The 21,212-nt window shown below is 70.6% G+C and carries 19 protein-coding genes; 8 read left to right on the plus strand and 11 right to left on the minus strand.

Annotation, left to right across the window (positions count from 1 at the left end; all coding sequences use genetic code 11):
* Positions 1–182: 182 nt before the first annotated feature.
* Positions 183–677 carry a beta-class carbonic anhydrase gene (locus QM633_RS04095; protein ID WP_415152454.1) on the plus strand — a complete coding sequence of 165 codons (495 nt, stop codon included), beginning with the start codon at positions 183–185 and terminating at the stop codon, positions 675–677.
* A 3-nt stretch (positions 678–680) separates the two neighbouring features.
* On the opposite strand, the gene QM633_RS04100 is transcribed toward QM633_RS04095, so the two are convergent.
* Both QM633_RS04100 and QM633_RS04105 read right to left on the minus strand, forming a co-directional pair.
* Positions 681–1,688 carry a pirin family protein gene (locus QM633_RS04100; RefSeq protein WP_415152455.1) on the minus strand — a complete coding sequence of 336 codons (1,008 nt, stop codon included), beginning with the start codon at positions 1,686–1,688 and terminating at the stop codon, positions 681–683.
* A 114-nt stretch (positions 1,689–1,802) separates the two neighbouring features.
* Positions 1,803–3,875 carry a DNA gyrase/topoisomerase IV subunit B gene (locus tag QM633_RS04105; RefSeq protein WP_415152456.1) on the minus strand — a complete coding sequence of 691 codons (2,073 nt, stop codon included), beginning with the start codon at positions 3,873–3,875 and terminating at the stop codon, positions 1,803–1,805.
* Positions 3,876–4,054: 179 nt separating this feature from the next.
* Between QM633_RS04105 and QM633_RS04110 the strand changes: the two genes are divergently transcribed.
* The 4 genes from QM633_RS04110 (at position 4,055) to QM633_RS04125 (ending at position 7,413) form a co-directional block, all read left to right on the plus strand.
* Positions 4,055–4,246 carry a hypothetical protein gene (locus tag QM633_RS04110; protein ID WP_415152457.1) on the plus strand — a complete coding sequence of 64 codons (192 nt, stop codon included), beginning with the start codon at positions 4,055–4,057 and terminating at the stop codon, positions 4,244–4,246.
* Between the two features lie 91 nt (positions 4,247–4,337).
* A complete protein-coding gene (locus tag QM633_RS04115; protein ID WP_415152458.1) occupies positions 4,338–4,859 on the plus strand; it encodes an O-acetyl-ADP-ribose deacetylase in 522 nt (173 codons plus the stop codon).
* Complete coding sequence (locus QM633_RS04120) at positions 4,856–6,754, plus strand: alpha/beta hydrolase family protein (protein ID WP_415152459.1); 1,899 nt, start codon at positions 4,856–4,858, stop codon at positions 6,752–6,754. Before QM633_RS04115 ends, QM633_RS04120 begins: the two co-directional genes overlap by 4 nt.
* Positions 6,748–7,413 (plus strand): HAD family hydrolase, encoded by a 666-nt coding sequence (locus QM633_RS04125; RefSeq protein ID WP_415152460.1) that lies wholly within the window; start codon positions 6,748–6,750, stop codon positions 7,411–7,413. The genes QM633_RS04120 and QM633_RS04125 overlap by 7 nt, the downstream gene beginning before the upstream one ends.
* Before the next feature lie 44 nt (positions 7,414–7,457).
* Here the strand turns inward: QM633_RS04125 and QM633_RS04130 are convergent, their stop codons facing one another.
* The 5 genes from QM633_RS04130 to QM633_RS04150 form a co-directional block, all read right to left on the minus strand.
* Positions 7,458–8,402, minus strand: coding sequence for an amino acid ABC transporter permease (locus tag QM633_RS04130; RefSeq protein ID WP_415152461.1), 945 nt, complete (start codon positions 8,400–8,402; stop codon positions 7,458–7,460).
* Entirely contained in the window at positions 8,399–9,088 is a 690-nt protein-coding gene (locus QM633_RS04135) for an amino acid ABC transporter permease (protein ID WP_415152462.1), read from the minus strand. Before QM633_RS04135 ends, QM633_RS04130 begins: the two co-directional genes overlap by 4 nt.
* 60 nt (positions 9,089–9,148) lie before the next feature.
* Positions 9,149–9,985 carry a glutamate ABC transporter substrate-binding protein gene (locus QM633_RS04140; protein WP_415152463.1) on the minus strand — a complete coding sequence of 279 codons (837 nt, stop codon included), beginning with the start codon at positions 9,983–9,985 and terminating at the stop codon, positions 9,149–9,151.
* A gap of 44 nt (positions 9,986–10,029) precedes the next feature.
* Positions 10,030–10,797: an amino acid ABC transporter ATP-binding protein gene (locus QM633_RS04145; protein WP_415152464.1), complete on the minus strand. Its 768-nt coding sequence runs from the start codon at positions 10,795–10,797 to the stop codon at positions 10,030–10,032.
* A 101-nt stretch (positions 10,798–10,898) separates the two neighbouring features.
* Positions 10,899–12,242: an RNA polymerase sigma factor gene (locus QM633_RS04150; protein WP_415152465.1), complete on the minus strand. Its 1,344-nt coding sequence runs from the start codon at positions 12,240–12,242 to the stop codon at positions 10,899–10,901.
* 132 nt (positions 12,243–12,374) lie between these two features.
* On the opposite strand from QM633_RS04150, the gene QM633_RS04155 reads away from it, so the two are divergent.
* Together QM633_RS04155 and QM633_RS04160 are read left to right on the plus strand one after the other, a co-directional pair.
* Positions 12,375–14,498, plus strand: a complete 2,124-nt coding sequence (locus QM633_RS04155) for a S9 family peptidase (RefSeq protein WP_415152466.1) — start codon at positions 12,375–12,377, stop codon at positions 14,496–14,498.
* Between the two features lie 170 nt (positions 14,499–14,668).
* Complete coding sequence (locus QM633_RS04160) at positions 14,669–15,616, plus strand: RNA polymerase sigma factor RpoD/SigA (RefSeq protein ID WP_415152472.1); 948 nt, start codon at positions 14,669–14,671, stop codon at positions 15,614–15,616.
* A gap of 94 nt (positions 15,617–15,710) precedes the next feature.
* On the opposite strand, the gene QM633_RS04165 is transcribed toward QM633_RS04160, so the two are convergent.
* The 3 genes from QM633_RS04165 to QM633_RS04175 all read right to left on the minus strand — a co-directional run bounded on the left by QM633_RS04165 (position 15,711) and on the right by QM633_RS04175 (position 18,518).
* The gene (locus QM633_RS04165) at positions 15,711–16,556 is read right to left on the minus strand and encodes an acyl-CoA thioesterase (RefSeq protein ID WP_415152467.1); all 846 of its coding nucleotides are present in this window, start codon (positions 16,554–16,556) and stop codon (positions 15,711–15,713) included.
* Positions 16,557–16,570: 14 nt separating this feature from the next.
* A complete protein-coding gene (locus QM633_RS04170) occupies positions 16,571–17,470 on the minus strand; it encodes a PAC2 family protein (protein ID WP_415152468.1) in 900 nt (299 codons plus the stop codon).
* A gap of 97 nt (positions 17,471–17,567) precedes the next feature.
* Positions 17,568–18,518 (minus strand): LysR family transcriptional regulator, encoded by a 951-nt coding sequence (locus tag QM633_RS04175; protein ID WP_415152469.1) that lies wholly within the window; start codon positions 18,516–18,518, stop codon positions 17,568–17,570.
* Positions 18,519–18,599: 81 nt separating this feature from the next.
* Here QM633_RS04175 and QM633_RS04180 point away from each other — a divergent pair, with 81 nt between their 5' ends.
* Positions 18,600–18,773, plus strand: coding sequence for a hypothetical protein (locus QM633_RS04180; RefSeq protein WP_415152470.1), 174 nt, complete (start codon positions 18,600–18,602; stop codon positions 18,771–18,773).
* Positions 18,774–18,895: 122 nt separating this feature from the next.
* Here the strand turns inward: QM633_RS04180 and QM633_RS04185 are convergent.
* The coding region (locus QM633_RS04185; protein ID WP_415152471.1) for a DUF3418 domain-containing protein at positions 18,896–21,212 on the minus strand (2,317 nt) is incomplete at its 5' end.

Genomic DNA, 21,212 nt, shown 5'->3' on the forward strand with positions numbered 1-21,212 from the left:
GCCCGCCGACGGCTCCCGCCTCCGGGCGGCCCAGCACCGCTCCGGGCGAGCCCGTTGTGCCGCCGACCCGGATGGGCGGTGGGGCGCCCGCTCCATCGTCGACGCCCGGGATCACGCTCGCCACGTCGGCGGCTCGCCCCGGTGTCCGCGGCCCGCGACCACGCTCCGTCTAGGGTGTGATCGTGGACGACACCTTCGACGACCTGCTCCTGGCCAACCAGCGCTATGCGACCTCCGCACCGCGCAACTTCGACGGGTACGCTCACGCGGGCATCGCCGTCGTCACCTGCATGGACTCCCGGCTGCAGCCGCTGGAGATGATCGGCCTGTTCCTCGGCGAGGCGAAGATCCTGCGCACGCCGGGCGGTCACGTCACCGAGGACGCCATGAACGGCTGCATCCTCGGGGTGAACCTGCTTCGCGTCCGGCGGATCCTCGTGGTCAGTCACAGCAAGTGCGCCATGGCCTCCGGTGACGACGAGGAACTCTCCCGGCGGGTCTCGCAGGCGAGCGGGCGGGACGCGTCCGGCCTCGAGTTCGGCGCCGACCCCGACCAGACCGGACGCCTGCGCGCGGACGTGAAGCTGCTCGCCGGCCACCCCCTGATTGCCGGACGCGCGAGCGTCGGCGGCTTCCACTACGACGTGGACACCGGCCTGCTGCAGCGGATCTGCTGACCCTCAGCGCTCGCGGCGGGCCGCAGCCCCCTCCTGGCGGCCGCGGCGGAACCGGCGCCTGAGCCGCAGGTCGGCCGGGATCGGGGGCGCTTCCAGCCGGGGCGTCGCACCCCGGTACCCGGCGACCCGGCCGAACCGGTCCTCGGGCGCTTCGTTCCACTCCTCGCGCAGCCGGAGGATGTCCTCGTGGCTCCGGCCGATGAAGTTCCACCACATCACGACGCCCTCCTCGAAGGGCTCACCCCCGAGCAGCATGATCCGGGCCGGCGCGTCGGTCGGGTTCGAGAGCCGCAGGTGGTCCAGACCGGCATCGCGGACACCGAGCACCGTGCGGTCGAGGCGGACGCCGTCGACGTCCACGTGTCCGGTGTCGACCAGGACGCCGTGCTCGTGACCCGGGTCGACCGCCAGTTCCCAGGTCGCGCCCGCCTCCAGGACCACCTCCGCGCCGAGCAGGGGCGTCTCGGTGTGGACCGGAGAGGTCACCCCGGCGAGGCTGCCGATCAGCACCCTCGCCCGGACGCCCGGGGCGTCGAACTTCTCGGGGACGTGGTGCTGGAACTCCCGGACCAGGTCCTTGCTCGACGCCGGCAGCACCACCCACAGCTGGACCCCGTGCAGCAGGTCGCGGGCGGGTGTGGACACCTCGGAGTGCGCGATCCCGTGTCCGGAGGTCATCAGGTTCACCTCCCCCGGCCGCACCATCGCGTGGACACCGCCGGAGTCGCGGTGCTCGATCTCGCCCTCGAACAGCCAACTCACCGTCTGCAGGCCGGTGTGCGGGTGCGGAGGCACATCCATGCACACGCCCTGTTCGGGCCCGTAGTGGTCGGCGAAGCACCAGGCACCGACGAAGGAGCGCCGCAGCGACGGCAGCGTCCGGCGCACCGACAGCGTGTCCTCGCCGCCGAGGTGGACGTCCCTGGGCTCGAGCACCTGGACGTGCTCGGGGTCGTGCTCGTCGGGCGCCGCGCAGTCCAGCACGTCCGACCTGGTCTCGGTGTTGCTCATCGCGCCTCCTGTGGACCGAGTGAGGAACCGTCCCCGGTCCCGGTCCGCCCTGCGTACGAACTGAGTCAGGAACCGTCCCGGGTTCCGGCAGCCTACGTGGCGGCGGACGCGGTGTCAGGCGTCGATGCGCTCGGCGTCCAGGGCGTAGGCGCCCTCGATGATGAACTCCTTGCGCGGCGCGACGTCGTTGCCCATCAGCTTCTCGAAGGTGCCCTCGGCAGCGAAGGCGTCGTCCACGGTGATCCTGCGCAGGGTCCGCTGGCGGGGGTTCATCGTCGTCTCGCTCAGTTCGTGGGCGTCCATCTCCCCCAGGCCCTTGTACCGCTGCGGCTCCTTGAACGCCTGCCCCTTCTTGGTGAGCTCGGCCAGCTTCCTGCGGTACTCGGCCTCGTTGTAGGTGTAGATGTACTTCTCCTGACCCTTGCGCGGGTTGGTGAGCTCGAAGCGGTGCAGCGGCGGGACCGCGGTGTAGACCCTCCCGGCCTCGACCAGCGGGCGCATGTACTTGAAGAACAGCGTCGCCAGCAGCGTGCGGATGTGGGCGCCGTCGGAGTCGGCGTCGGCCATGAAGATCACCTTGGAGTAGCGGGCCGCGTCGATGTCGAACGTCCGCCCCGAGCCGGCCCCGACCACCTGGATGATCGACGCGCACTCCGCGTTCTTCAGCATGTCGCCCACCGAGGCCTTCTGGACGTTCAGGATCTTTCCCCGGATCGGGAGCAGCGCCTGGTACTCGGAGTCGCGGGCCAGCTTCGCCGTGCCGAGCGCCGAGTCGCCCTCGACGATGAACAACTCGGTGCGGTCCAGGTCGGTGCTGCGGCAGTCGGCGAGCTTGGCCGGCAGCGTCGAGGACTCCAGCGCGTTCTTGCGCCGCTGTGCCTCCTTGTGGGCACGCGCCTGGACGCGGGTGCGAGACGCTGCGACCACCTTCTCCATCACCGCGCGCGCCTGCGTCCGCTGCGCGGCCCGCGTGGAGGTGAGGAAGTCTCCGAGTTCGCTCTCCACGATCCGGGCCACCAGGCGGGTCACCGGAGGCGTGCCGAGGACCTCCTTGGTCTGGCCCTCGAACTGCGGCTCGGCCAGCCGGACGGTGACGACGCCGGTCAGCCCCTCCAGGGCGTCGTCCTTCACGACCTCCTCACCGGCCTTCAGCAGCCGCGTCCCGTCCAGCCCCCTGCCGAACGCGCGCACCAGCCCGCGCTCGAAGCCCTGCACGTGGGTGCCGCCCTTCGGTGTGGCGATGATGTTCACGAACGACTGCACCTGGGTGTCGTAGCCGGTGCCCCAGCGCAGGGCGATGTCCACCTCGAGGGTCCGCTCGACGTCGGTCGGCGTCATTGCGCCGTTCTCGTCCAGCATCGGGACGGTCTCGGTGAAGGTGTCGGTGCCCCGCAGCCGGAGGATCTCGCTCACCGGCGGGTCGGAGGCGAGGAAGTCGCAGAACTCGGAGATGCCGCCGTCGTGCTTGAACACCTCGGTGGTGGGCTCGTCGTCGCGGGCGTCGGTGACCACCAGCTCGAGACCAGGCACGAGGAAGCTGGTCTGGCGGGCCCTGGCCAGCAGCGCCGGCAGGGCCAGTTGCGCGTCCGCGAGGAAGATCTGCCGGTCCGGCCAGTAGCGCACCCGCGTGCCCGTGACCCCCCTGCCCACCCTGGCCACCTTGCGGAGTTCGTTGCCCGGGGTGAACGGCGCGTCGGGCCCGGGCCCGGCGAAAGTGCCGGGCACGCCCCGGCGGAAGCTCATCGCCCAGGTCGCGCCGTTGCGATCGACCTCGACGTCGAGCCGGACGCTGAGCGCGTTCACGACCGACGCCCCGACGCCGTGGAGGCCGCCGGTGGCGTTGTAGCTGCCGGCACCGAACTTCCCGCCCGCGTGCAGCTTGGTGTAGACCACCTCGACGCCGGTCAGCTTCGTGCGCGGCTCGATGTCGACGGGGATGCCGCGGGCGTGGTCGACGACCAGGATGCTGCCGTCGTGGTCGAGCGTCACCTCGATCCGCTCGCCATAGCCGGACAGCGCCTCGTCCACCGCGTTGTCGATGATCTCCCACAGGCAGTGCATGAGACCACGGGTGTCCGTCGAGCCGATGTACATCGCCGGACGCTTGCGGACGGCCTCGAGCCCCTCGAGCACCAGCAGGTGCCGCGCCTCGTAGTCCCTGCCCTCGGCCGCTTTCGTCGTCGCCACCGGCTGAGATTATCTCGACGGGGTAACACTTCTTTGCATTCGCGTGACGGTGTCGGTGGTTCCGGGGATTGTCGGGCAAGCTGCCTACACTGTTGGTGCCGGGAACAAACGGGGCGCCCGCCTCGTTGTTCCGGACGCGAACGAAGGAAGATTCGCGAGGGTGGAGAGAGGACGATCCGATGACCGCAACAGTTACCGAACCCCTGACCACGGCTGATCGTTGTGATCGCTGCGGCGCCCAGGCCTACGTCCGCGTCACCCTCAACTCCGGCGGCGAGCTCCTCTTCTGCGGCCACCACGGCAAGGCCCACTCGGCGAAGCTCAGCCAGGTGGCGCTGAAGATCCACGACGAGACCAGCAAGCTCAGCTGAGGTCCACTTCTCACGACGGGCTCCGGGGTCTTCCCCGGGGCCCGTCGGTCGTCCCTGGGCAGTGCCGCCGGCGGCGGCGATACTGGCTGGCATGAGCATCGACGCCATCCTGGGTGACTTGACCCTCGAGCCCGCCGACGCGCTGGTCAACGCCGCCAACTCCACGCTGCTGGGCGGCGGCGGGGTGGACGGCGCCCTCCATGCCGCAGCCGGGCCGGGGCTGCTGGCAGCCTGCCGCCGGGTCAGGAGGACGACCTGGCCCGACGGGCTGCCGGTGGGCGAGGCCGTTGCCACCGAAGCCGGGGAGCTGCCGGCTCGGTGGGTGATCCACACCGTCGGCCCCAACCGCAACCGCGGACAGAGCGAGGAGGGGCTGTTGGCCTCCTGCTACACCCGCAGCCTCGACATCGCGCAGGAGCTGGGCGCGCGCACGATCGCCTTCCCTGCCGTCGGCGCGGGCGCCTACGGCTGGGACGCCGCGACGGCGGCGCGGGTGGCCGTCGCGGCCGTCGCCGGACATCCCCGGATCGGGATCGGGCGGGTCCGGTTCGTGCTGCTCAACCAGCCGCTGCTGAGCGCGTTCGGGGCCGAGATCGATAGCCTGACGGCGTGACTCGCCTGCCCTACGGTTCGTGGCCCTCCCCGATCGAGCCGGTCGATCTGGCCGTCGGCGGCGTCCGGCTCTCACCAGGACTCATCGACGCCGGCGTCCGCTACTGGACGGAGGCTCGTCCCACCGACGCCGGGCGGGTGAGCCTGTGGTACCAGGCAGACGACGGCGAGCCCGCCGAGGTCTCGGCCGGGGCCAGTGTCCGGTCTGCGGTGAACGAGTACGGTGGCGGCGCGTGGACCGTCCGGGACGGCCTGGTCGCCTACTCCTCCGGTGCGGATGGATCGCTCCACCTGGTCGAGGACGGTGCCGACCGGGTGCTGGCCGCGGTCGGGGGGCTGCGCTTCGCCGCGCTCAGCCTGGACGCCTCCCGGCGCCTGCTGCTGGCCGTCCGGGAGGACCATCGGGGCACAGACGCCACCCCGGAGCAGGCGATCGTTGCGCTCTCGCTCGACGGCGACCATCCAGAGGGCGGACGGGTCCTGGTCCACGGAGCCGACTTCTACGCCCACCCTTCGCTCATCGCCCAGGGACTGCTGGCCTGGTGCGAGTGGCAGCTGCCCGACATGCCGTGGGACAGTGCCTCGATCGTGGTCGCGCCGCTGGAGCGGCTCAGCGATCGGACGGTCCTGGCCGGCGGCCCCGGGGTGAGCGGCCTCTTCCCCGCCTGGGACGCCGACGGGGGGCTGATCCACCTCAGCGACGAGTCCGGCTACTGGAACCTGCGGCGTTGGCGGCCCGGCGGCCGCTCCGAGACCCTGTGGGACGCTCCGTTCGACTTCTGCGGCCCCCTGTGGGTGCTCGACCCGGTGCCGTACAGCCTGATCGGCTCGGGACGGATCGGCTGCACCTGGATCGAGGACGGGCTCGGCAGGCTCGGCGTGCTGAGCTACGACCCGCAAGCCCCCGACGGCGCCGCCGTCGGCCGGCTGGAACCCGTGGCCGGCGACGCGGTCTCGATCGAGCTGGCCGGCTCCGGCCCGCGCGCGCTCGCCGTGATGGGCTATCCCGACCGGCCCGGCGCATTGGTCGAGATCGACTGGGCCACCGGCGCGCAGCAGCCCGTCCGTGTGGCGGCGGTGGTCGAGCTGCCCGCCGACGTGGTGTCGGTCGCGGAGGCATTCACCTGGGACTCCCCCGACGGGCCGGTTCACGGGTGGTTCTACCCGCCCCGCAATGGCGATCTGGCCGGCCTCGTCGGCGAGCTGCCGCCCGTCCAGGTGTGGAGTCACGGAGGGCCGACGGCGTTCTCCGATCCGGCGTTCTCCCTCGCCGTCCAGTTCTGGACCAGCCGCGGCATCGGCATTCTGGACGTGAACTACTCCGGCTCCACCGGTTACGGGCGGGCCTACCGGGAGCGGCTGGACGGCAACTGGGGCCTCGCCGACGTCCGTGACTGTGCGCGCGGAGTGCTCGCGCTGGCCGAGGCGGGACGGGCCGATCGCCACCGACTGAGCATCCGCGGCGGCTCGGCCGGCGGCTACACGACGCTGGCCGCACTCACGTTCACCGATGTGTTCGCGGCGGGAATCAGCCTGTACGGCATCGGCGACCTGGAGACCCTCGCCGGCGACACCCACAAGTTCGAGTCGCGCTACCTCGACGGCCTGGTCGCCCCGTACCCGTCCGGGCGCGAGGTGTACCTCGCCCGCTCCCCCATCCACCACCTCGACCGGCTGAGCTGCCCGATGCTGATCCTGCAGGGACTGGATGACAAGGTGGTTCCCCCGAACCAGGCGACCGCGATGGCCGAGGCGGTGCGCGCGAAGGGACTGGAAGCCGAACTGGTCCTGTTCGAGGGCGAGGCCCACGGTTTCCGCCGGGCCGAGACGATCGTCGAGGTCGCCCGGGCGGCCCTGGGCTTCCTGGGCCGGGTGCACGGGTTCACGCCGTGCTGAACCGGCGGCGGGTCCGGCAGGTCGTGTGGGACTGGAACGGCACCCTGCTCGACGACCTGGACTGCTGCCTCGGCGTCACCAACCAGCTGCTCGCAGAGTTCGGCCTGCCAGGGTTGGCCGACGTGGCCGCCTACCGGTCGGTGTTCGGTTTCCCGATCATCGACTACTACGCCCAGCTGGGCTTCGACACCGGGCCCGGCGGCAACTTCGACGCCGCCGCACAACGCTACATCGAGCTGTACTCGCTGGCGGCTCGCGCCTGTCAGCTGCACCCCGGAGCCCGGGAGGCACTGGCGGCGGTGCGCGACGCCGGGGTCGCCCAGGTGGTGATCTCTGCCTCCCAGCAGCAGAACCTCGCCACGCAGCTGGCTCCGTTCGCGCTCGATCAGCTGCTCGACGGCAGCTACGGCATCGCCGACATCTATGCCGCCTCCAAGCTGGCCGTTGCCGAGCGCTGGCTCGCCGCGTCCGCCCTGGACCCGGCCGAGGTTCTCTTCGTCGGCGACTCCGAGCACGACTTCGAGATCGCCCACACGCTCCGGGCGCAGTGCGTCCTGTTCGCCGGCGGGCACCACGGCCGCGAGCGCCTCGCCCGCCTCGGGGTCCCCCTGGTCCACGAACTCGCCCAGGTGATCGACCTGGTCCGTGCCGCGAACTGACCTCGATCCACAGCCCACTCCTCGACGGTGGCCGGCTGCGGGCCCTACCGGTGCGGCTTCTCCCGCCCGGGCCGGTGGTCCGGTGGCGGCATGATCGTGGGGGGTACGTCCGGTTCGGCGGCGACACTGGGCACCATGCCCGCGGTCACCTTCTGGGTCACCACTGCGCGTGGACCGCGTCGCAGCCGGGTCTGGACAACGCCGGCCAGCCGGGTGAGCAGGCTGTTCAGCACGATGTAGATCACGGCCAGCACGATCAGCGTCGGGATCAGGTTCGCATAGGCCGAGGCCAGGTAGCCGCCCGAGCGCAGCAGGTCGAGGTAGGTGATCATCGAGCCGAGCGCGGAGTCCTTCAGGATCACCACCAGTTGGCTGAGCATGGACGGCAGCATCGCGGTGATCGCCTGGGGAAGCTCGATGATGGTCAGCGTCTTCAGTGGGGTCAGCCCGATCGCCAGCCCCGATTCCCGCTGGCCGGCCGGCAGCGCGTTCACCCCGGAGCGGACGAGTTCGGCCAGCACACAGGAGTTGTACACCGTCAGGCCGACCACGACGCCGAACAGCGGCAGTGCCTGCCCCGAGATCCGCAGGGTGTAGAGGCCCGCGTAGTAGGCGAACAGCATCATCATCAGCACCGGCACCGACCGGAAGAACTCCACGAAGGCACCGCAGACCCAGCGGACCCAGCGGCGCTGGACGAGCCGCCCGATCCCCAGAGCCATGCCGAGGATGATCGACAGGACCACCGAGGTCACGGCCGCGACCAGCGTGCCCGCCAGACCGGGGAGCAGATAGGACGTCCACGCTCCGGCGGTGAGGAACGGCAGCCATTTCGCCGGGTCCAGCTGGTTGTTCGCCGGATCGCCCAGCCGCACCAGCACGAAGACCAGCACCCCGATCAGGACCAGACCCCCCAGCACGGCGATCAGCCGGTACCGAACCCGGGCCCTGGGACCGGGCGCGTCGAACAGGACCGTTGCCTCGCTCATCGGCGCACCGCCAATCGGTTGGACAGCCAGGTGAACAACAGCCCCATCGGCAGGGTCAGGATGACGAAACCGGTCGCCATGATCGCGAAGATCCAGTACAGCAGTGACGGATTGAACTCGATCATGTTGCGCATCATGTAGGCCGCCTCGGCGACCCCGACGGTCGCGCACACCGTCGTGTTCTTGGTCAGGGCGATCAGGGTGTTCCCCAGCGGGGCGATCGCGCCACGGAACGCCTGCGGCAGGACGACGTGTCTCAGGGTCGGCCCGAAGCCGAGCCCGATCGAGCGGGCCGCCTCGGCCTGGCCCTTCGGGACGGTGTTGATGCCACTGCGAATCGCCTCGGCCACGAAGGTGGCGTGGTAGAAGGCGAGGGCGACCACCGCCCAGCGGAAACCGTTGTCCACGATGAACGTGTTCGAGTCGCTGGGCGCCAGGTGGATCTTGAGGTTGTTGGAGATGCCCAGGGAGCACAGCGCGACGATCAGGGTCAGCGGTGTGTTGCGCAGGATGGTCACGAACCACGCGCCGAAGGTCTGCAGCACCCCGACCGGAGACACCCGGCAGACCGCGACGACGGTCCCGATCACCAGGGCGCCCAGAGCACCCCACACGGTCAGCTGGACCGTCATCCAGAACGCGCCGAGGACGTTGTACTGGGCGAACAGCGTGCCGAGTCCGGACATCGACCTCCCTCAGGTTGGGCCCCGGTGGCCCGCGGACGGCGGGCCACCGGGGTCAGGAAACTACGCGCAGGCGTCCGGCTTGGGCGGGTTGGTGCTGGCGTCCGGCGTGAAGCCCGAGGGGCCCACCGTGGCGTCCAGGGCCTTCTGCCAGGAACCGTCGGAGACCATCTTCTCCAGCGCCGTGTTGACGGCGGTGCACAGCTTGGTGTCGCCCTGCTTGATGCCGACGCCGTAGCGCTCCGTGCTGAACGGCTTGCCGACCACCTTCAGCTTGCCGGCGTACTGGCTCTGCGCGGCGAACCCGGCCAGGATCACGTTGTCCGTGGTGACCGCGTCGATCGAGCCGGACGCGAGCGCCTCCACGCACTTGGAGTAGGTGTCGTACTCCTGCAGCTGCACCTGGTTGGCGAACTGGTCCTGGATCTTCTTCGCCGACGTCGAGCCGACCACCGAGCACAGCTTCTTGCCGTTCAGTGACTCCGGCCCGGTGATGTCGGTGTTCGCTTCGGCCACCAGCAGGTCCTGACCGGCGATGAAGTACGGCCCGGCGAAGGCGACCTTCTGCTTGCGGTCGTCGGTGATCGAGTAGGTGGCGAAGATCATCTTCACCTGGTCGGACTGGAGCATGGTCTCGCGCTGGGCGGACGGGGTCTCGGTGAACTCGACGTCGGTGTAGCCGAGCTCCTTGGCGACGTACTTCGCCACTTCGACATCGAAGCCCTCGTAGGCGTCGCCGTTCTTCAGCCCCAGGCCCGGCTGGTCGAACTTGATGCCGATGATCACCTTGCCGCCGGTACCGGGATCGCCGCCGGCGGCGCTTCCGCTCGCGCAGGCGGACAGGCCCATGGCCATCACCACGGCTGCGCCGAGTGCCCCGAGGGGCCTTGCGTACTTCATCTCTCTCTCCTTCGTGTGGGTATTCGTCGGTGGGATGGATGAGTTCAGTGGGTCAGGATCTTGCTCAGGAAGTCTCTCGCCCGTGCGCTCTGCGGATTGGTGAAGAACTCCTCCGGGGTGTTCTCCTCGACAATCTGGCCGTCGGCCATGAACACCACCCGATCCGCGGCTTTGCGGGCGAATCCCATCTCGTGGGTCACCACGATCATGGTCATTCCGGCGCGGGCGAGGGTGACCATCACGTCCAGCACCTCGTTGACCATTTCCGGATCGAGCGCCGAGGTCGGTTCGTCGAACAGGATCACCTTCGGGTTCATCGCCAGGGCGCGAGCGATCGCCACCCGCTGCTGCTGCCCGCCGGAGAGCTGCGCGGGGTACTTGGCCGCCTGATTGTCGACGCCCACCCGGTCGAGCAGTTCGTGGGCACGCTGGTCGGCCTCCGCGGCTTTCAGCCCACGGACCTTGGTCGGGCCGAGGGTGACATTCTCGAGCACGGTCTTGTGGGCGAACAGGTTGAACGACTGGAACACCATGCCGACGTCGGCGCGCAGGTCCGCGAGCCCCCTGCCCTCCTCAGGCAACGGGACCCCGTCGATCGTGATCGTGCCGGAGTCGATCGTCTCCAGCCGGTTGATCGCCCGGCACAACGTGGACTTGCCCGAGCCCGACGGCCCCAGTACGACAACAACCTCACCGGTCTTCACGGTGAGGTTGATGTCATTCAGGACATGCAGGGTGCCGAAGTGCTTGTTCACCTCGGACAACACCACGAGCGGTGCGCCGACGCTGGCCGGATTCTCGGGAGCTGCCATCCATAGAATCTACCGAGCCCCCTGCGGAATGGCTACGCCGACCGCGGGCTCGGCAGGTTTCAATTCGGTGACAGCCGAAAACCGGCCCGGCCGGCGGGACCTCAATCCAGATAGTCGCGCAGCACCTGTGAACGGGAAGGGTGGCGCAGCTTGCTCATCGTCTTCGACTCGATCTGGCGGATCCGTTCCCGGGTGACGCCGTAGACCTTGCCGATCTCGTCCAGCGTCTTCGGCTGGCCGTCGGTGAGCCCGAACCGCATGCTGACCACGCCCGCCTCACGCTCGCTCAACGTGTCCAGCACGTCGTGCAGCTGCTCCTGCAGCAGCGTGAAGTTCACCGCCTCCGCGGGGACGACGGCTTCGGAGTCCTCGATCAGGTCGCCGAACTCGGAGTCTCCGTCCTCGCCCAGCGGGGTGTGCAGCGAGATCGGCTCGCGGCCGTACTTCTGCACCTCGACGACCTTCTCCGGGGTCATGTCGAGTTCCTTGGCGAGCTCCTCCGGCGTGGGTTCGCGGCCGAGGTCCTGCAGCATCTGCCGCTGCACGCGGGCGAGCTTGTTGATCACCTCGACCATGTGGACCGGGATGCGGATCGTCCGGGCCTGATCGGCCATCGCGCGGGTGATCGCCTGCTTGATCCACCACGTCGCGTAGGTGGAGAACTTGTAGCCTTTGGTGTAGTCGAACTTCTCCACCGCCCGGATCAGGCCGAGGTTGCCCTCCTGGATCAGGTCGAGGAACAGCATCCCGCGGCCGGTGTAGCGCTTGGCCAGCGACACCACGAGCCGCAGGTTGGCCTCCAGCAGGTGGTTCTTGGCTCGCCGGCCGTCCTCGGCGATCCACTCCAGGTCGTCGAGGTCGGACGCGGACACGCTGCCCTCGTTGAGGGTCTCGTCGGCGAACAGGCCGGCCTCGATGCGCTTGGCGAGCTGTACCTCCTGCTCGGCATTCAGCAGGGCGACCTTGCCGATCTGCTTGAGGTAGTCCTTGACCGGGTCGGCGGTCGCGCCGGCGGCGAGCACCTGCTGCTCGGGCTCGTCGGCGTCGTCGGCGTCGGACAGGCTGAAGCCCTCGTCCTCGGACAACTCCTTCTCGGTCTTCGCCTCCTCGGCGGGCTCGAAGTCGGCCTCGTCCACGTCGTCGAGGCTGCGCTTCTTGCCTCCGACGGTGAGGACGACGTCGTCGCCGTCCCGCTCGAACTTCACGTTCTCGACGTTCGTCGGGTCGAGCACCTCCTCGACCGTGACGTCCTCCTCGAGCTCCTCCTCGACGAGCTCGGTCGGCTCGTCCTCCTCGGGGGTCGCCGGGGACGCCGGCTCGGGGTTCGGCACAGCCTTCACCGGGGGTGAGGCAGCCTTCCGGCCGCGACGCGTGGGAGCCTCGACAACAGCCTCCTCAGTAGCGGAAACAGCGGCGGCACGGGAACGTGGGGGCAATGGGCTCACCTCTCAGCAGAGCGTTCAAGGGCGCACGACAACCGGGGGTTGTCAATACTTCGCAGGTCCCATTGTGCCACGGCGACCCCGAACTCCCAAGCCGAGGCCCCCGGCTTCCGTGACCGCCCTAGTCTGTTCGTCGTGCCTGAATCCGCCCAGCCTCCCGTCGCACCGCGCCGCCCCGAGCCGCGCGTCCACCACGGCGACACCTTCGTCGACGCCTACGCGTGGATGCGGGACAAGTCAGATCCCGAACTCCTGGCCTACCTCCAGGCGGAGAACGAGTGGACGGCTGCCCGCACCGAACCGCTGGCCGACCTGCGTCGGGCCATCTTCGAGGACATCTCCGCACGCACCCTCCAGACCGATCTCAGCGTCCCCGAGTTCGCGCGACATCCCGGGCTGGGCGAGTTCTGGTACTACGCCCGAACCACCGAAGGTCTGGACTATCCCAGCCTGTTCCGCTGCCCGGCGCGCGGCAGGGACTCGTTGCCCGACCCGGCCGTTGCCCCGCCGGAGGGGGAGCAACTCCTGCTGGATGTGCAGGCGCTCGCCGCCGGGGAGGAGTTCTTCGCTCTGGGCTGCTTCGAGGTGTCTCCCGACGGACGCCGCGCCGCGTACTCGCTCGACACCTCGGGGGACGAACGGTATCGGCTGCTGTTCCTCGATCTCCTCACCGGCGAGCGGCTCCCCGACGAGGTGGAGGAGGTGGCGGGGGGCGGCTGCTGGGCCGGCCAGGACTCGTTCTGCTACCTCACCGTGGACGACGCGTGGCGTCCGGACCGGCTGTGGCGGCACCGCCTGGGCACGTCCGACCCCGACGAACTGCTGCACGCCGAGCCCGACGAGCGGTTCTGGCTCGGCGTGGACTGCTCGAGGGACAACCGGTGGGTGATCCTCGGCGCGGCCAGCAAGACCAGCACCGAGGTCTGGCTGCTGGACACCCTCGACCCTTCCGCGCGCCTGCGGTCGGTCGCGCCACGTCGCGAGCAGGTCGAGTACGACGTCGAGGTCGCCGCAGACCGCCTGTTCATCGTTCACAACGACAACGCTCCCGACTTCGCCCTCGCCGAGGCACCACTGGACGCGACCTCCCCCGAGCAGTGGCGCACCCTGCGTCCGGGCGAGGCAGGGACACGCCTGCTGGGCGTCACGGCCTACGACCGGGTCCTCGTGGTGAGCCTTCGCCGAGAGGGCCTGCAACGGGTGGCGTTGCGCCCGCGCAACGCCACCGGCGATGTGGGAGAGGAGGTCGAGATCACCTTCGACGAACCGCTCTACCACCTGGAAGCCGACGACGGAGACGAGGCCGACACCGACCGGATCCGGCTGCACTACCAGTCGATGGTCACCCCTGACCAGGTGCTGGAGCAGTCGCTCATCGACGGCAGCCGTACGCTGCTCAAGCAGCGTCCCGTGCTCGACCATCCCGCGCTCGGGCCCTACCGTCCCGGCGACTACGTGCAGCGCAGGGAATGGGCGACCGCGCCGGACGGGACCCGCGTCCCGCTCTCGATCGTGCACCGTGCCGACACCCCGCTGGACGGCTCGGCGGGCTGTCTGCTGTACGGCTACGGCGCCTACGAGATCAGCATCCCGCCGACCTTCTCGATCGCCCGGCTGAGCCTGCTGGACCGCGGCTACGTCTACGCGGTCGCCCACGTCCGGGGCGGGGGCGAACTCGGTCGCGCCTGGTATCTCGACGGCAAGCTCGCGGCGAAGCAGAACACCTTCACCGACTTCGTCGCCAGTGCCCGGCACCTCGTCGCGGCCGGCTACACCAGCCCGGACCGGCTGGCGGCGGAGGGCGGCAGCGCCGGCGGCCTGCTCGTCGGCGCCGCGGTCAACCTCGCCCCGGATGCCTTCGCCGCCGTCCACGCCGCCGTCCCGTTCGTGGACGCACTGACCACCATCCTCGATCCCGACCTGCCGCTGACCGTCAGCGAATGGGAGGAGTGGGGCGACCCGCTGCACGACCCGGACGCCTACTTCCGGATGCGCGGGTACTCCCCCTACGAGAACGTCCGGAACACCCAGTACCCGGCGATCCTGGTCACGGCGAGCCTCAACGACACCCGCGTGGAGATCACCGAGCCGGCCAAATGGGTGGCCCGGCTGCGCCACGACTCCGGCTCGCAGCGCCCTGTCCTGCTGCGCACCGAACTGGTCGCCGGCCACGGTGGGGCGTCCGGCCGCTACCAGGCGTGGCGCGACGCCGCCTTCGAGCTCGCCTGGTTGATCGACGCCACCTCTCCTCGCGGCTGAGCGCGGCGTTTGGAGCCGTGTGCGAGAGCCCACGGTCGCAGGCCGGGTACAACCGTGGTCTTGATCTGCCCCCACGCCCCTGTCCAGAGGATGTTCGGGGGCGTTTGCGGCAGCAAAACGACAGGTCCGCACGTTGTACTGCTGGCACGAGCGAAAGGGAATGACGAATGATCGCTACCGCACATCGGGTCCGCACCAACGAAGGCATCGACGGCAAGGACGCGGTTGGCCTCTACCTGGACGGGATCGCCAAGACCCCGCTGCTCACCGCCGAGGAGGAGGTGCAGCTCGCCAAGCTGATCGAGGCCGGACGCTACGCGCACGCGCTCCTCGACGGGACGCTCGGGGACGACGAGACCCGGCTGCGCACGGTGCCGGCCACCGAGGACGAGCTGCGCGAGATCGCGCGCCAGGGCGACGAGGCCATGCAGCGCTTCATCACTGCGAACCTGCGCCTGGTCGTCTCGGTCGCCCGCAAGTACGGGCGGGCGCAGATGCCGCTGCTGGACCTCGTCCAGGAGGGCAACACCGGCCTGATCCGTGCCGTCGAGAAGTTCGACTACACCAAGGGCTTCAAGTTCTCGACCTACGCGACCTGGTGGGTGCGCCAGTCGATCTCGCGCGGCATCGCCCAGCAGGGAAGGATCGTGCGGCTGCCCGTGCACGTCGCGGAGCAGGTCAACCAGGTCTCCGCGGTGCGCCGCACGCTGGAACGCCGCCTGGGCCGCGAGCCCGAACTGGTCGAGATCGCGGACGAGCTGGGCGTGGCCGAGGAGCAGATCATCGACCTGCTGCGGCTCTCCCGGGACCACGTCAGCCTCGATGCGCCCGTCGAGGAGGACGGCGACACCGCCCTCGGTGACCTCCTCGCCCGCGAGATGTCGCCCGGTCCCGACGAGGTCGTGCTCGACGCGGAGGATCGCGCCAGGCTCGACGCCATGCTGTCCGGCCTGGACGAGCGGTCCGCGGACGTCGTCCGCCGCCGCTACGGCCTGCTGGACGGTCGCCAGGCCAAGCTCGCCGACATCGCGGCGGTCTGGGGCATCACCGCAGAGCGCGTCCGCCAGATCGAGCGGCACGCCATCTCCAAGCTGCGCGGGGACGCCGAGGCCGCCTGAGGTCCGGATCCAACATCACCCTTCGCGCCACGTCGGCCCGGGAGTTCTCTCCCGGGCCGACGTGCGTCTGGGACCGGCCGCCGACCGGCGAGTGTCAGTCGACCAGGCGGATCAGGCCCTCCTGGGCGCAGGATGCGGCGAGCCGGCCCGCCGAGAACAGGCGCCCGAAGCTGAAACCCAGCCCCGAGGACGCCGATGGTGAGACCTGGTCGTAGAGCAGCCACTCGTCGGCGCGGGCCGGCCGGTGGAACCACATCGAGTGGTTGATCGACGCGACCTGCATGTTCGGGCCGGCGAACTCGACCGGGTGCGGCACCGTGCTCACGGCGAGCAGGGTCAGGTCGCTGGCGTAGGCAAGGCACGCCTGGTGCAGCTGGGGGTCGTCGGGCAGTCCGCTCTCCGTCCGCACCCACACCTTCATCGCCGCGTCGGAGGCCCCCGCCGCGCTGAGCGTCGAGGTGTCGGACGCGAACCGCGTCTCCAGGACGCCCCACTCCTGCCGCCACGCGTCGGCGGCCCGCCGTGACCGCGCTCCCAGCACCTCCGACAGCGGCGGGCACTCCTGCGGCGGCCGGACGCCGGCGGGAGCGGTGTCGGAGTGGTCGAGCCCGGCCTCCCGCACGTGGTAGGAGCACACCATGGTGAAGATCACCCGGCCGCCCTGGTCGGCCACCACCCGCCGCGTGGAGAAGCTGCCACCGTCCCTGGTGCTCTCCACGGTGTAGGTGATCGGCGTCGCCGCGGCGCCTGCGCGCAGGAAGTATGCGCCCAGGGAATGGGCGACCCGGCCCTCGGGCACCGTGCGATAGCCCGCCGTGAGCGCCTGCGCGAGCACCTGCCCTCCGAACACCCGCTGGCGGGCGGAGCCGGTGTCTCCCTGGCCGACGAAGACGTTCTCACCGGTCCGGTCGAGGTCGAGGATCCCGATCAGTTCGTCCACGGACTCCGGCACGGTCAGCGCCGGAAGTCGGGCGGCGGGTCCTGCTCGGCGAGGAACTGCTCGACGGCCGCGCCGATCTCGTCGGCGCTCGGCACGGACGCGGCACCGCTGTTGCTCAGCCGGTCGTACTGCTCCTCCAGGGCGTGGACGACCGCAGGGAAGTCGGCGTCCTCGGCCGTCTCCGACTCGATGCCCTCGAGATTGGTGGCGATCCGCTCGGCGAGCTCCGCCAGCGGGAACTCCAGGCCGGCGGCGTCGGCGACCCTGCGCAGCACCGCGTCGCAGGCCTGTGGGAAGGCGGCCTGCGACAGGTAGTGGGGCACGTGCGCAACGAACCCCTGGCCGAGGATCCCGACCCGGCCGGCGCGGTACTCCAGCACGTGCGAGAAGCTGCCGGGGAGCTGGACGCGGTCGATCCACATCGGGTTGCCACTGACGGTCGTGGGGTCGGTGGAGTGGGCGGTGACGAGCGTGGGTCGCGTGTGCGGGACCGCCATCGGGACGCCCGAAACGGTGAGCAGGCGGGAGACGTCCAGGCGCTCCGCGATGCCGAGAACGGCGGCGGCCGTCCGGTTCCACTGCGTGTCCGGTTCGGGGCCGGTGAACAACAGGAACGGTGTGCCGTTCGCGTCCAGCACCCGGTGGATCACCAGCGAGTAGTCGGTCATCGAGACCCAGTGGTTGGTGTCGAACACCATCTGCGGGCGGCGTGAGCGGTAGTCGTGCAACTGGTCGTGGTCGAACTCGACCAGCACCTCGTGCTCGCACACCTCCAGCAGGTAGTGGCCGGCCGTGTGGGTGACCGAGCCCGCGTCGATGTAGCCGTCGAGCAGGTGCAGCAGGGCGGGACGCGTCCCCCGCACGGCCTCCCAGAGGCTCGGGTCGAAGGTGTACAGCAGCCGAGGATCCAGCACCCGGCCACTGTACCCCGAGGGTCCCCGGGCACCCCGGCATTGCGCTCTCGGCTGACGCCGGCGCCGTTCGGCGCAGGACGGTTCAGCCCAGGGCGGTTCAGCCCAGGCGGCTCGGGCCGGGGGCGTGCCGGCGGAGCGCCGGGTTGAACTCGCCGAGCCGGCCGCCCAGCTCCGTGAGCAACTCGATGGTCCTCCCCGCGGCGGGGTTCGTCCGCGCACTGTCCCGCAGCAGTGCCACGATCCGACGGTGCGGAGTGGGGTTCGTGGGCCGCACGTAGCCGATGTCGAAGCCCGACCAGCCCACGGCGAGCTGCGGAACCAGGGCGATCCCGACCCCGGCAGCGACGAACGCCAACCCGGTGACGTGGTCCTGGGCGCGGGACACGTAGCGGGGCGTGAAACCGGCCACCGCGCAGGCGTGGGCGGCCAGCCGGGTCGCGATCTCGTCGCTGAAGTCGTACTGCACCCAGTCGTCCTCGCTGAACTCGCTCAGCTCGCAGCTCTCGGCCTCGGCGAGCGGGTGGTCCGGCGGGACGGCCACCAGGAAGTCGTCCAGACCCAGCTCCACCCTGCGGTAAGCCGGCGGCACGGTCGGCTCATCGTAGGGAAGCTCGGTGTGGACCTCGACATCCGCCTGGCCGGCGAGCTCTGCGGTGTCCGTCTCGTAGATGGACAGTTCGAGGGTCAGACCGGGGAACTCGCTGCGCAGCGTCCGGGCGACCGCAGGCACCCAGGTGTACGCGGCGGACGCGAACGTCCGCATCGTCAGCCGCTCGGTGGCCCCCTCCCTGAGCTCACGGACCACCCCGTCCAGTTCCTTCATCGACCGCAGGGCCTCCGCGCTCGCCGTCGCCAGCACGACCGCGGCGGGAGTCGGTCGGATCCCGCGTCCCACACGTTCCACGAGGGCGAACCCGACCTCCCTCTCCAGCGTGTGCACATGCTGGCTCACGGTCGAAGGAGTCAGGCCCAGCCGCCGGGCGGTGTCGTTCACCGAACCGCTCGCGACGACGGCCCGCAGGATGCGCAGACGGTTCAGATCGAGCATGGAACAACAATACGGCACAACCGTATGGTTGTTCGGGATACTCCGCTTGTCCCGAATGAAAGAAGGCGAGAGAATTTCTGCATGCTGAGCTACGCAGTCGTCGACAGGGATCGCGAGCGGCTCGTCGAGGACCTCGACATCGCTCGCCAGATCGAACCTACTCCCACGTTTCCCCGCAAGGTCGACAAGCGGCACTGGTTCCGCCGTGCCATGACCGAGGGCGAAACCATCCGCACCCGCCTCGCGAGCGTCTGACCCCCTTCTCGCCAGCGCGGATTCGCGTCCGCCGCACGAACCCCTCCTGTGCGCGCGGACGCCCCACCAGGCGCGGCCCCGGCACCGACGGGGCCGCGCTGACTGTCTGAACCCGGCACCGCTCAGGACGCCGCGGCCATCGCGGTCCGCACCCGCTTCGCCGAGACCGGGACCGCGGTGCCGAGGGCCTGAGCGAAGAGGCTCACCCGGAGTTCCTCCAGGAGCCAGCCGACGTCGGCGACCCGGTCAGGGAGCGGCCCGGACGGGAACCGCGAACAGAGCGCCGCGTACTCGTCCTCCAGGACACCGATCACGTCCAGCCCCTCCGCCTCGTGGCGTGGGTTGGACGCCGCGGCCTGCAGGCGGCGCTGGATCCCTTTCAGGTAGGTCGGCAGCCGAAGCCACGCCGTCAGCGGCGTCGCGGACACGAAACCGCGGTAGACCAGCCCCTCGAGTTGTTCCGACGCGTCGTCGCGCGTGTCCGCGGGCGCGGCCGGCAGCGCCCGGCGCACCTCGCCGGCCAGCTGCAGGATCTCGCCCGCCGCGGTGACCACCTTCTGCATCGCCGCCGCGGCGTCGGAGCGCACCCGGTCGGCCAGGCGCTCGAACGCGGTGGCGTCCCTGATCCCCCAGAGCCCTCCGGCCGGATCCATCAGGTCGCCGGTCGCCCTCAGGCGGGCGTCGGCCAGCAGGGCCGGCACGTCGGGGTACGGGGACGTGGCCAGGGCCAGCTTGGTCGCATTGCCCATCCGCGACACGATCGACCGGGTGGGGTCGACCGTGGTGAGGGTGATCAGCCGGCGCAGCCCGTCGCGGTGGGCGCGCCGAGCCGCATCGACGTCCGCGAAGACCTGCACGCCCACCCTGTCGCCGCGGTCGACCAGCGCCGGGAAGCCGGGCATCGGCTCGTCGATCCGTTCCGGCAGCGTCCCGAACTCCCACGAACGCGCGCCCGGGTGGGTGAGATGCCCGGCCGCGGCGTTGAGCGTGCGGCTGACCCGGGGCGCCAACCGCTCCGACAGGTCGGCCAGATCCCGTCCGACGACGGGCTGGGCGCCCTCGGACACCACCCGGAACCGCACCTGCAGGTGGTCGGGGATCGCCTGCGGCTGCCAGGCATCCCCGGGCACCTGGACGCCGGTCAGCGCGAGGATCGCCCGGCCCAGGCCCGCCCAGAGCGTCTCGCCGTCGGGGCCGGGATGGACGGCCAGCCAGTCCAGGGCCCGCCGCGCGGTGTCCGGGGCCGGCACCAGGCGGGTCCGCAGCGCCTTCGGCAACGCCCGGACCAGCTCGGTGGCCACGTCCGGACGGAGCCCCGGCACCTGCCAGGTGAAGCTCGCCGGGTCGAGCCGGGTGAGCAGCGCCAGGGGCACGGTCACCGTGACGCCGTCGTGCCCGGTGCCCGGGTCGAAGGCGTAGTCGATCGCCAGGTCCTCGCCGCCGGTCGCCCAGTGGTCGGGGTAGGCCTGCGTGTCGAGGTCCGCGTCCGGAACCACCAGATCGGCCAGGGTCAGGTCGAGGAGGTGCTCCTCGGTGCGTCGCGCGTCGCGCCACCAGCGGTCGAAGTGGGCAACCGTCACGACCTCCGGCGGGATCCGGGCCTCGTAGAAGGCCGCGATGGACGCGTCGTCGAGCAGCAGGTCGCGGCGACGATTCCGGTCGGCCAGCTCCTCCGCCTCCGCGCGCACCGCCTGGTTGCGCGCCCAGAAGTGGTGCCGGGTGCGCCAGCGTCCCTCGACGAGCGCGGAGGTGATGAAGACCTCGCGAGCCACGACCGGGTCGATCCGGGCGTAGCTGACCAGCCGCTGGGCGACGATCGGGACACCGAGCAGCGTGACCCGCTCGTAGGCGACGCACTGGCCACCCCGCTCCGACCAGTGCGGCTCGGAGTAGTTGCGCTTGAGCAGGTGTCCCCCGACCGCCTCGACCTGGTCCGCCGTGACCGGAGCGACCGTCCGTGCCCACAGGCGGGTGGTCTCGACCAGTTCGACGGCCATCACCAGGGGCGCGTTGGTGCGGGCGGCGCTCGAGCCGGGATTGATCGCGAACCGCGCTCCCCTCGCGCCCAGGTACTCGGCCGGCCCCCGCCGCCTGCCGCGGGTCGGCTTGGCGAGGCTGGCCTCGTCCAGCAGCCCGACGTGGGAGAGCAGGCCGGACAGGACGGCGGTGTGGACGGCGTCCATTCCCGCCGCGGCGTCGTTGCGGTGGTAGCCCACCTCCGTGCACGCCTCGCGGAGTTGCGCGTGCAGGTCCTGCCACTCCCGCACCCGCAGGAAGTTCAGGTACTCCGCGCGACACAGGCGCCGGAAGGCGTTGCCCGACACGGTGCGGCGCTGGTCGCGCAGGTAGCTCCACAACCGCAGCAACGCGGCGATGTCGGACCCGTCCGGGGTGGGCTCCGCCGCCCCGTCCGGCGCCGCCCCCGGCGGCGCGGTCCGC

Source organism: Propionicimonas sp. (assembly GCF_047606205.1).
Classification (GTDB): Bacteria; Actinomycetota; Actinomycetes; order Propionibacteriales; family Propionibacteriaceae; genus Propionicimonas.

Excerpts from the sequence above, each read along its gene's own strand:
- QM633_RS04100 (WP_415152455.1), bottom strand. The coding sequence starts at position 1,688 with ATGAGCAACACCGAGACCAGGTCGGACGTGCTGGACTGCGCGGCGCCC.
- QM633_RS04110 (WP_415152457.1), top strand. The coding sequence starts at position 4,055 with ATGACCGCAACAGTTACCGAACCCCTGACCACGGCTGATCGTTGTGAT.
- QM633_RS04115 (WP_415152458.1), top strand. The coding sequence starts at position 4,338 with ATGAGCATCGACGCCATCCTGGGTGACTTGACCCTCGAGCCCGCCGAC.
- QM633_RS04130 (WP_415152461.1), bottom strand. The coding sequence starts at position 8,402 with ATGAGCGAGGCAACGGTCCTGTTCGACGCGCCCGGTCCCAGGGCCCGG.
- QM633_RS04135 (WP_415152462.1), bottom strand. The coding sequence starts at position 9,088 with ATGTCCGGACTCGGCACGCTGTTCGCCCAGTACAACGTCCTCGGCGCG.
- QM633_RS04140 (WP_415152463.1), bottom strand. The coding sequence starts at position 9,985 with ATGAAGTACGCAAGGCCCCTCGGGGCACTCGGCGCAGCCGTGGTGATG.
- QM633_RS04145 (WP_415152464.1), bottom strand. The coding sequence starts at position 10,797 with ATGGCAGCTCCCGAGAATCCGGCCAGCGTCGGCGCACCGCTCGTGGTG.
- QM633_RS04175 (WP_415152469.1), bottom strand. The coding sequence starts at position 18,518 with ATGCTCGATCTGAACCGTCTGCGCATCCTGCGGGCCGTCGTCGCGAGC.
- QM633_RS04180 (WP_415152470.1), top strand. The coding sequence starts at position 18,600 with ATGCTGAGCTACGCAGTCGTCGACAGGGATCGCGAGCGGCTCGTCGAG.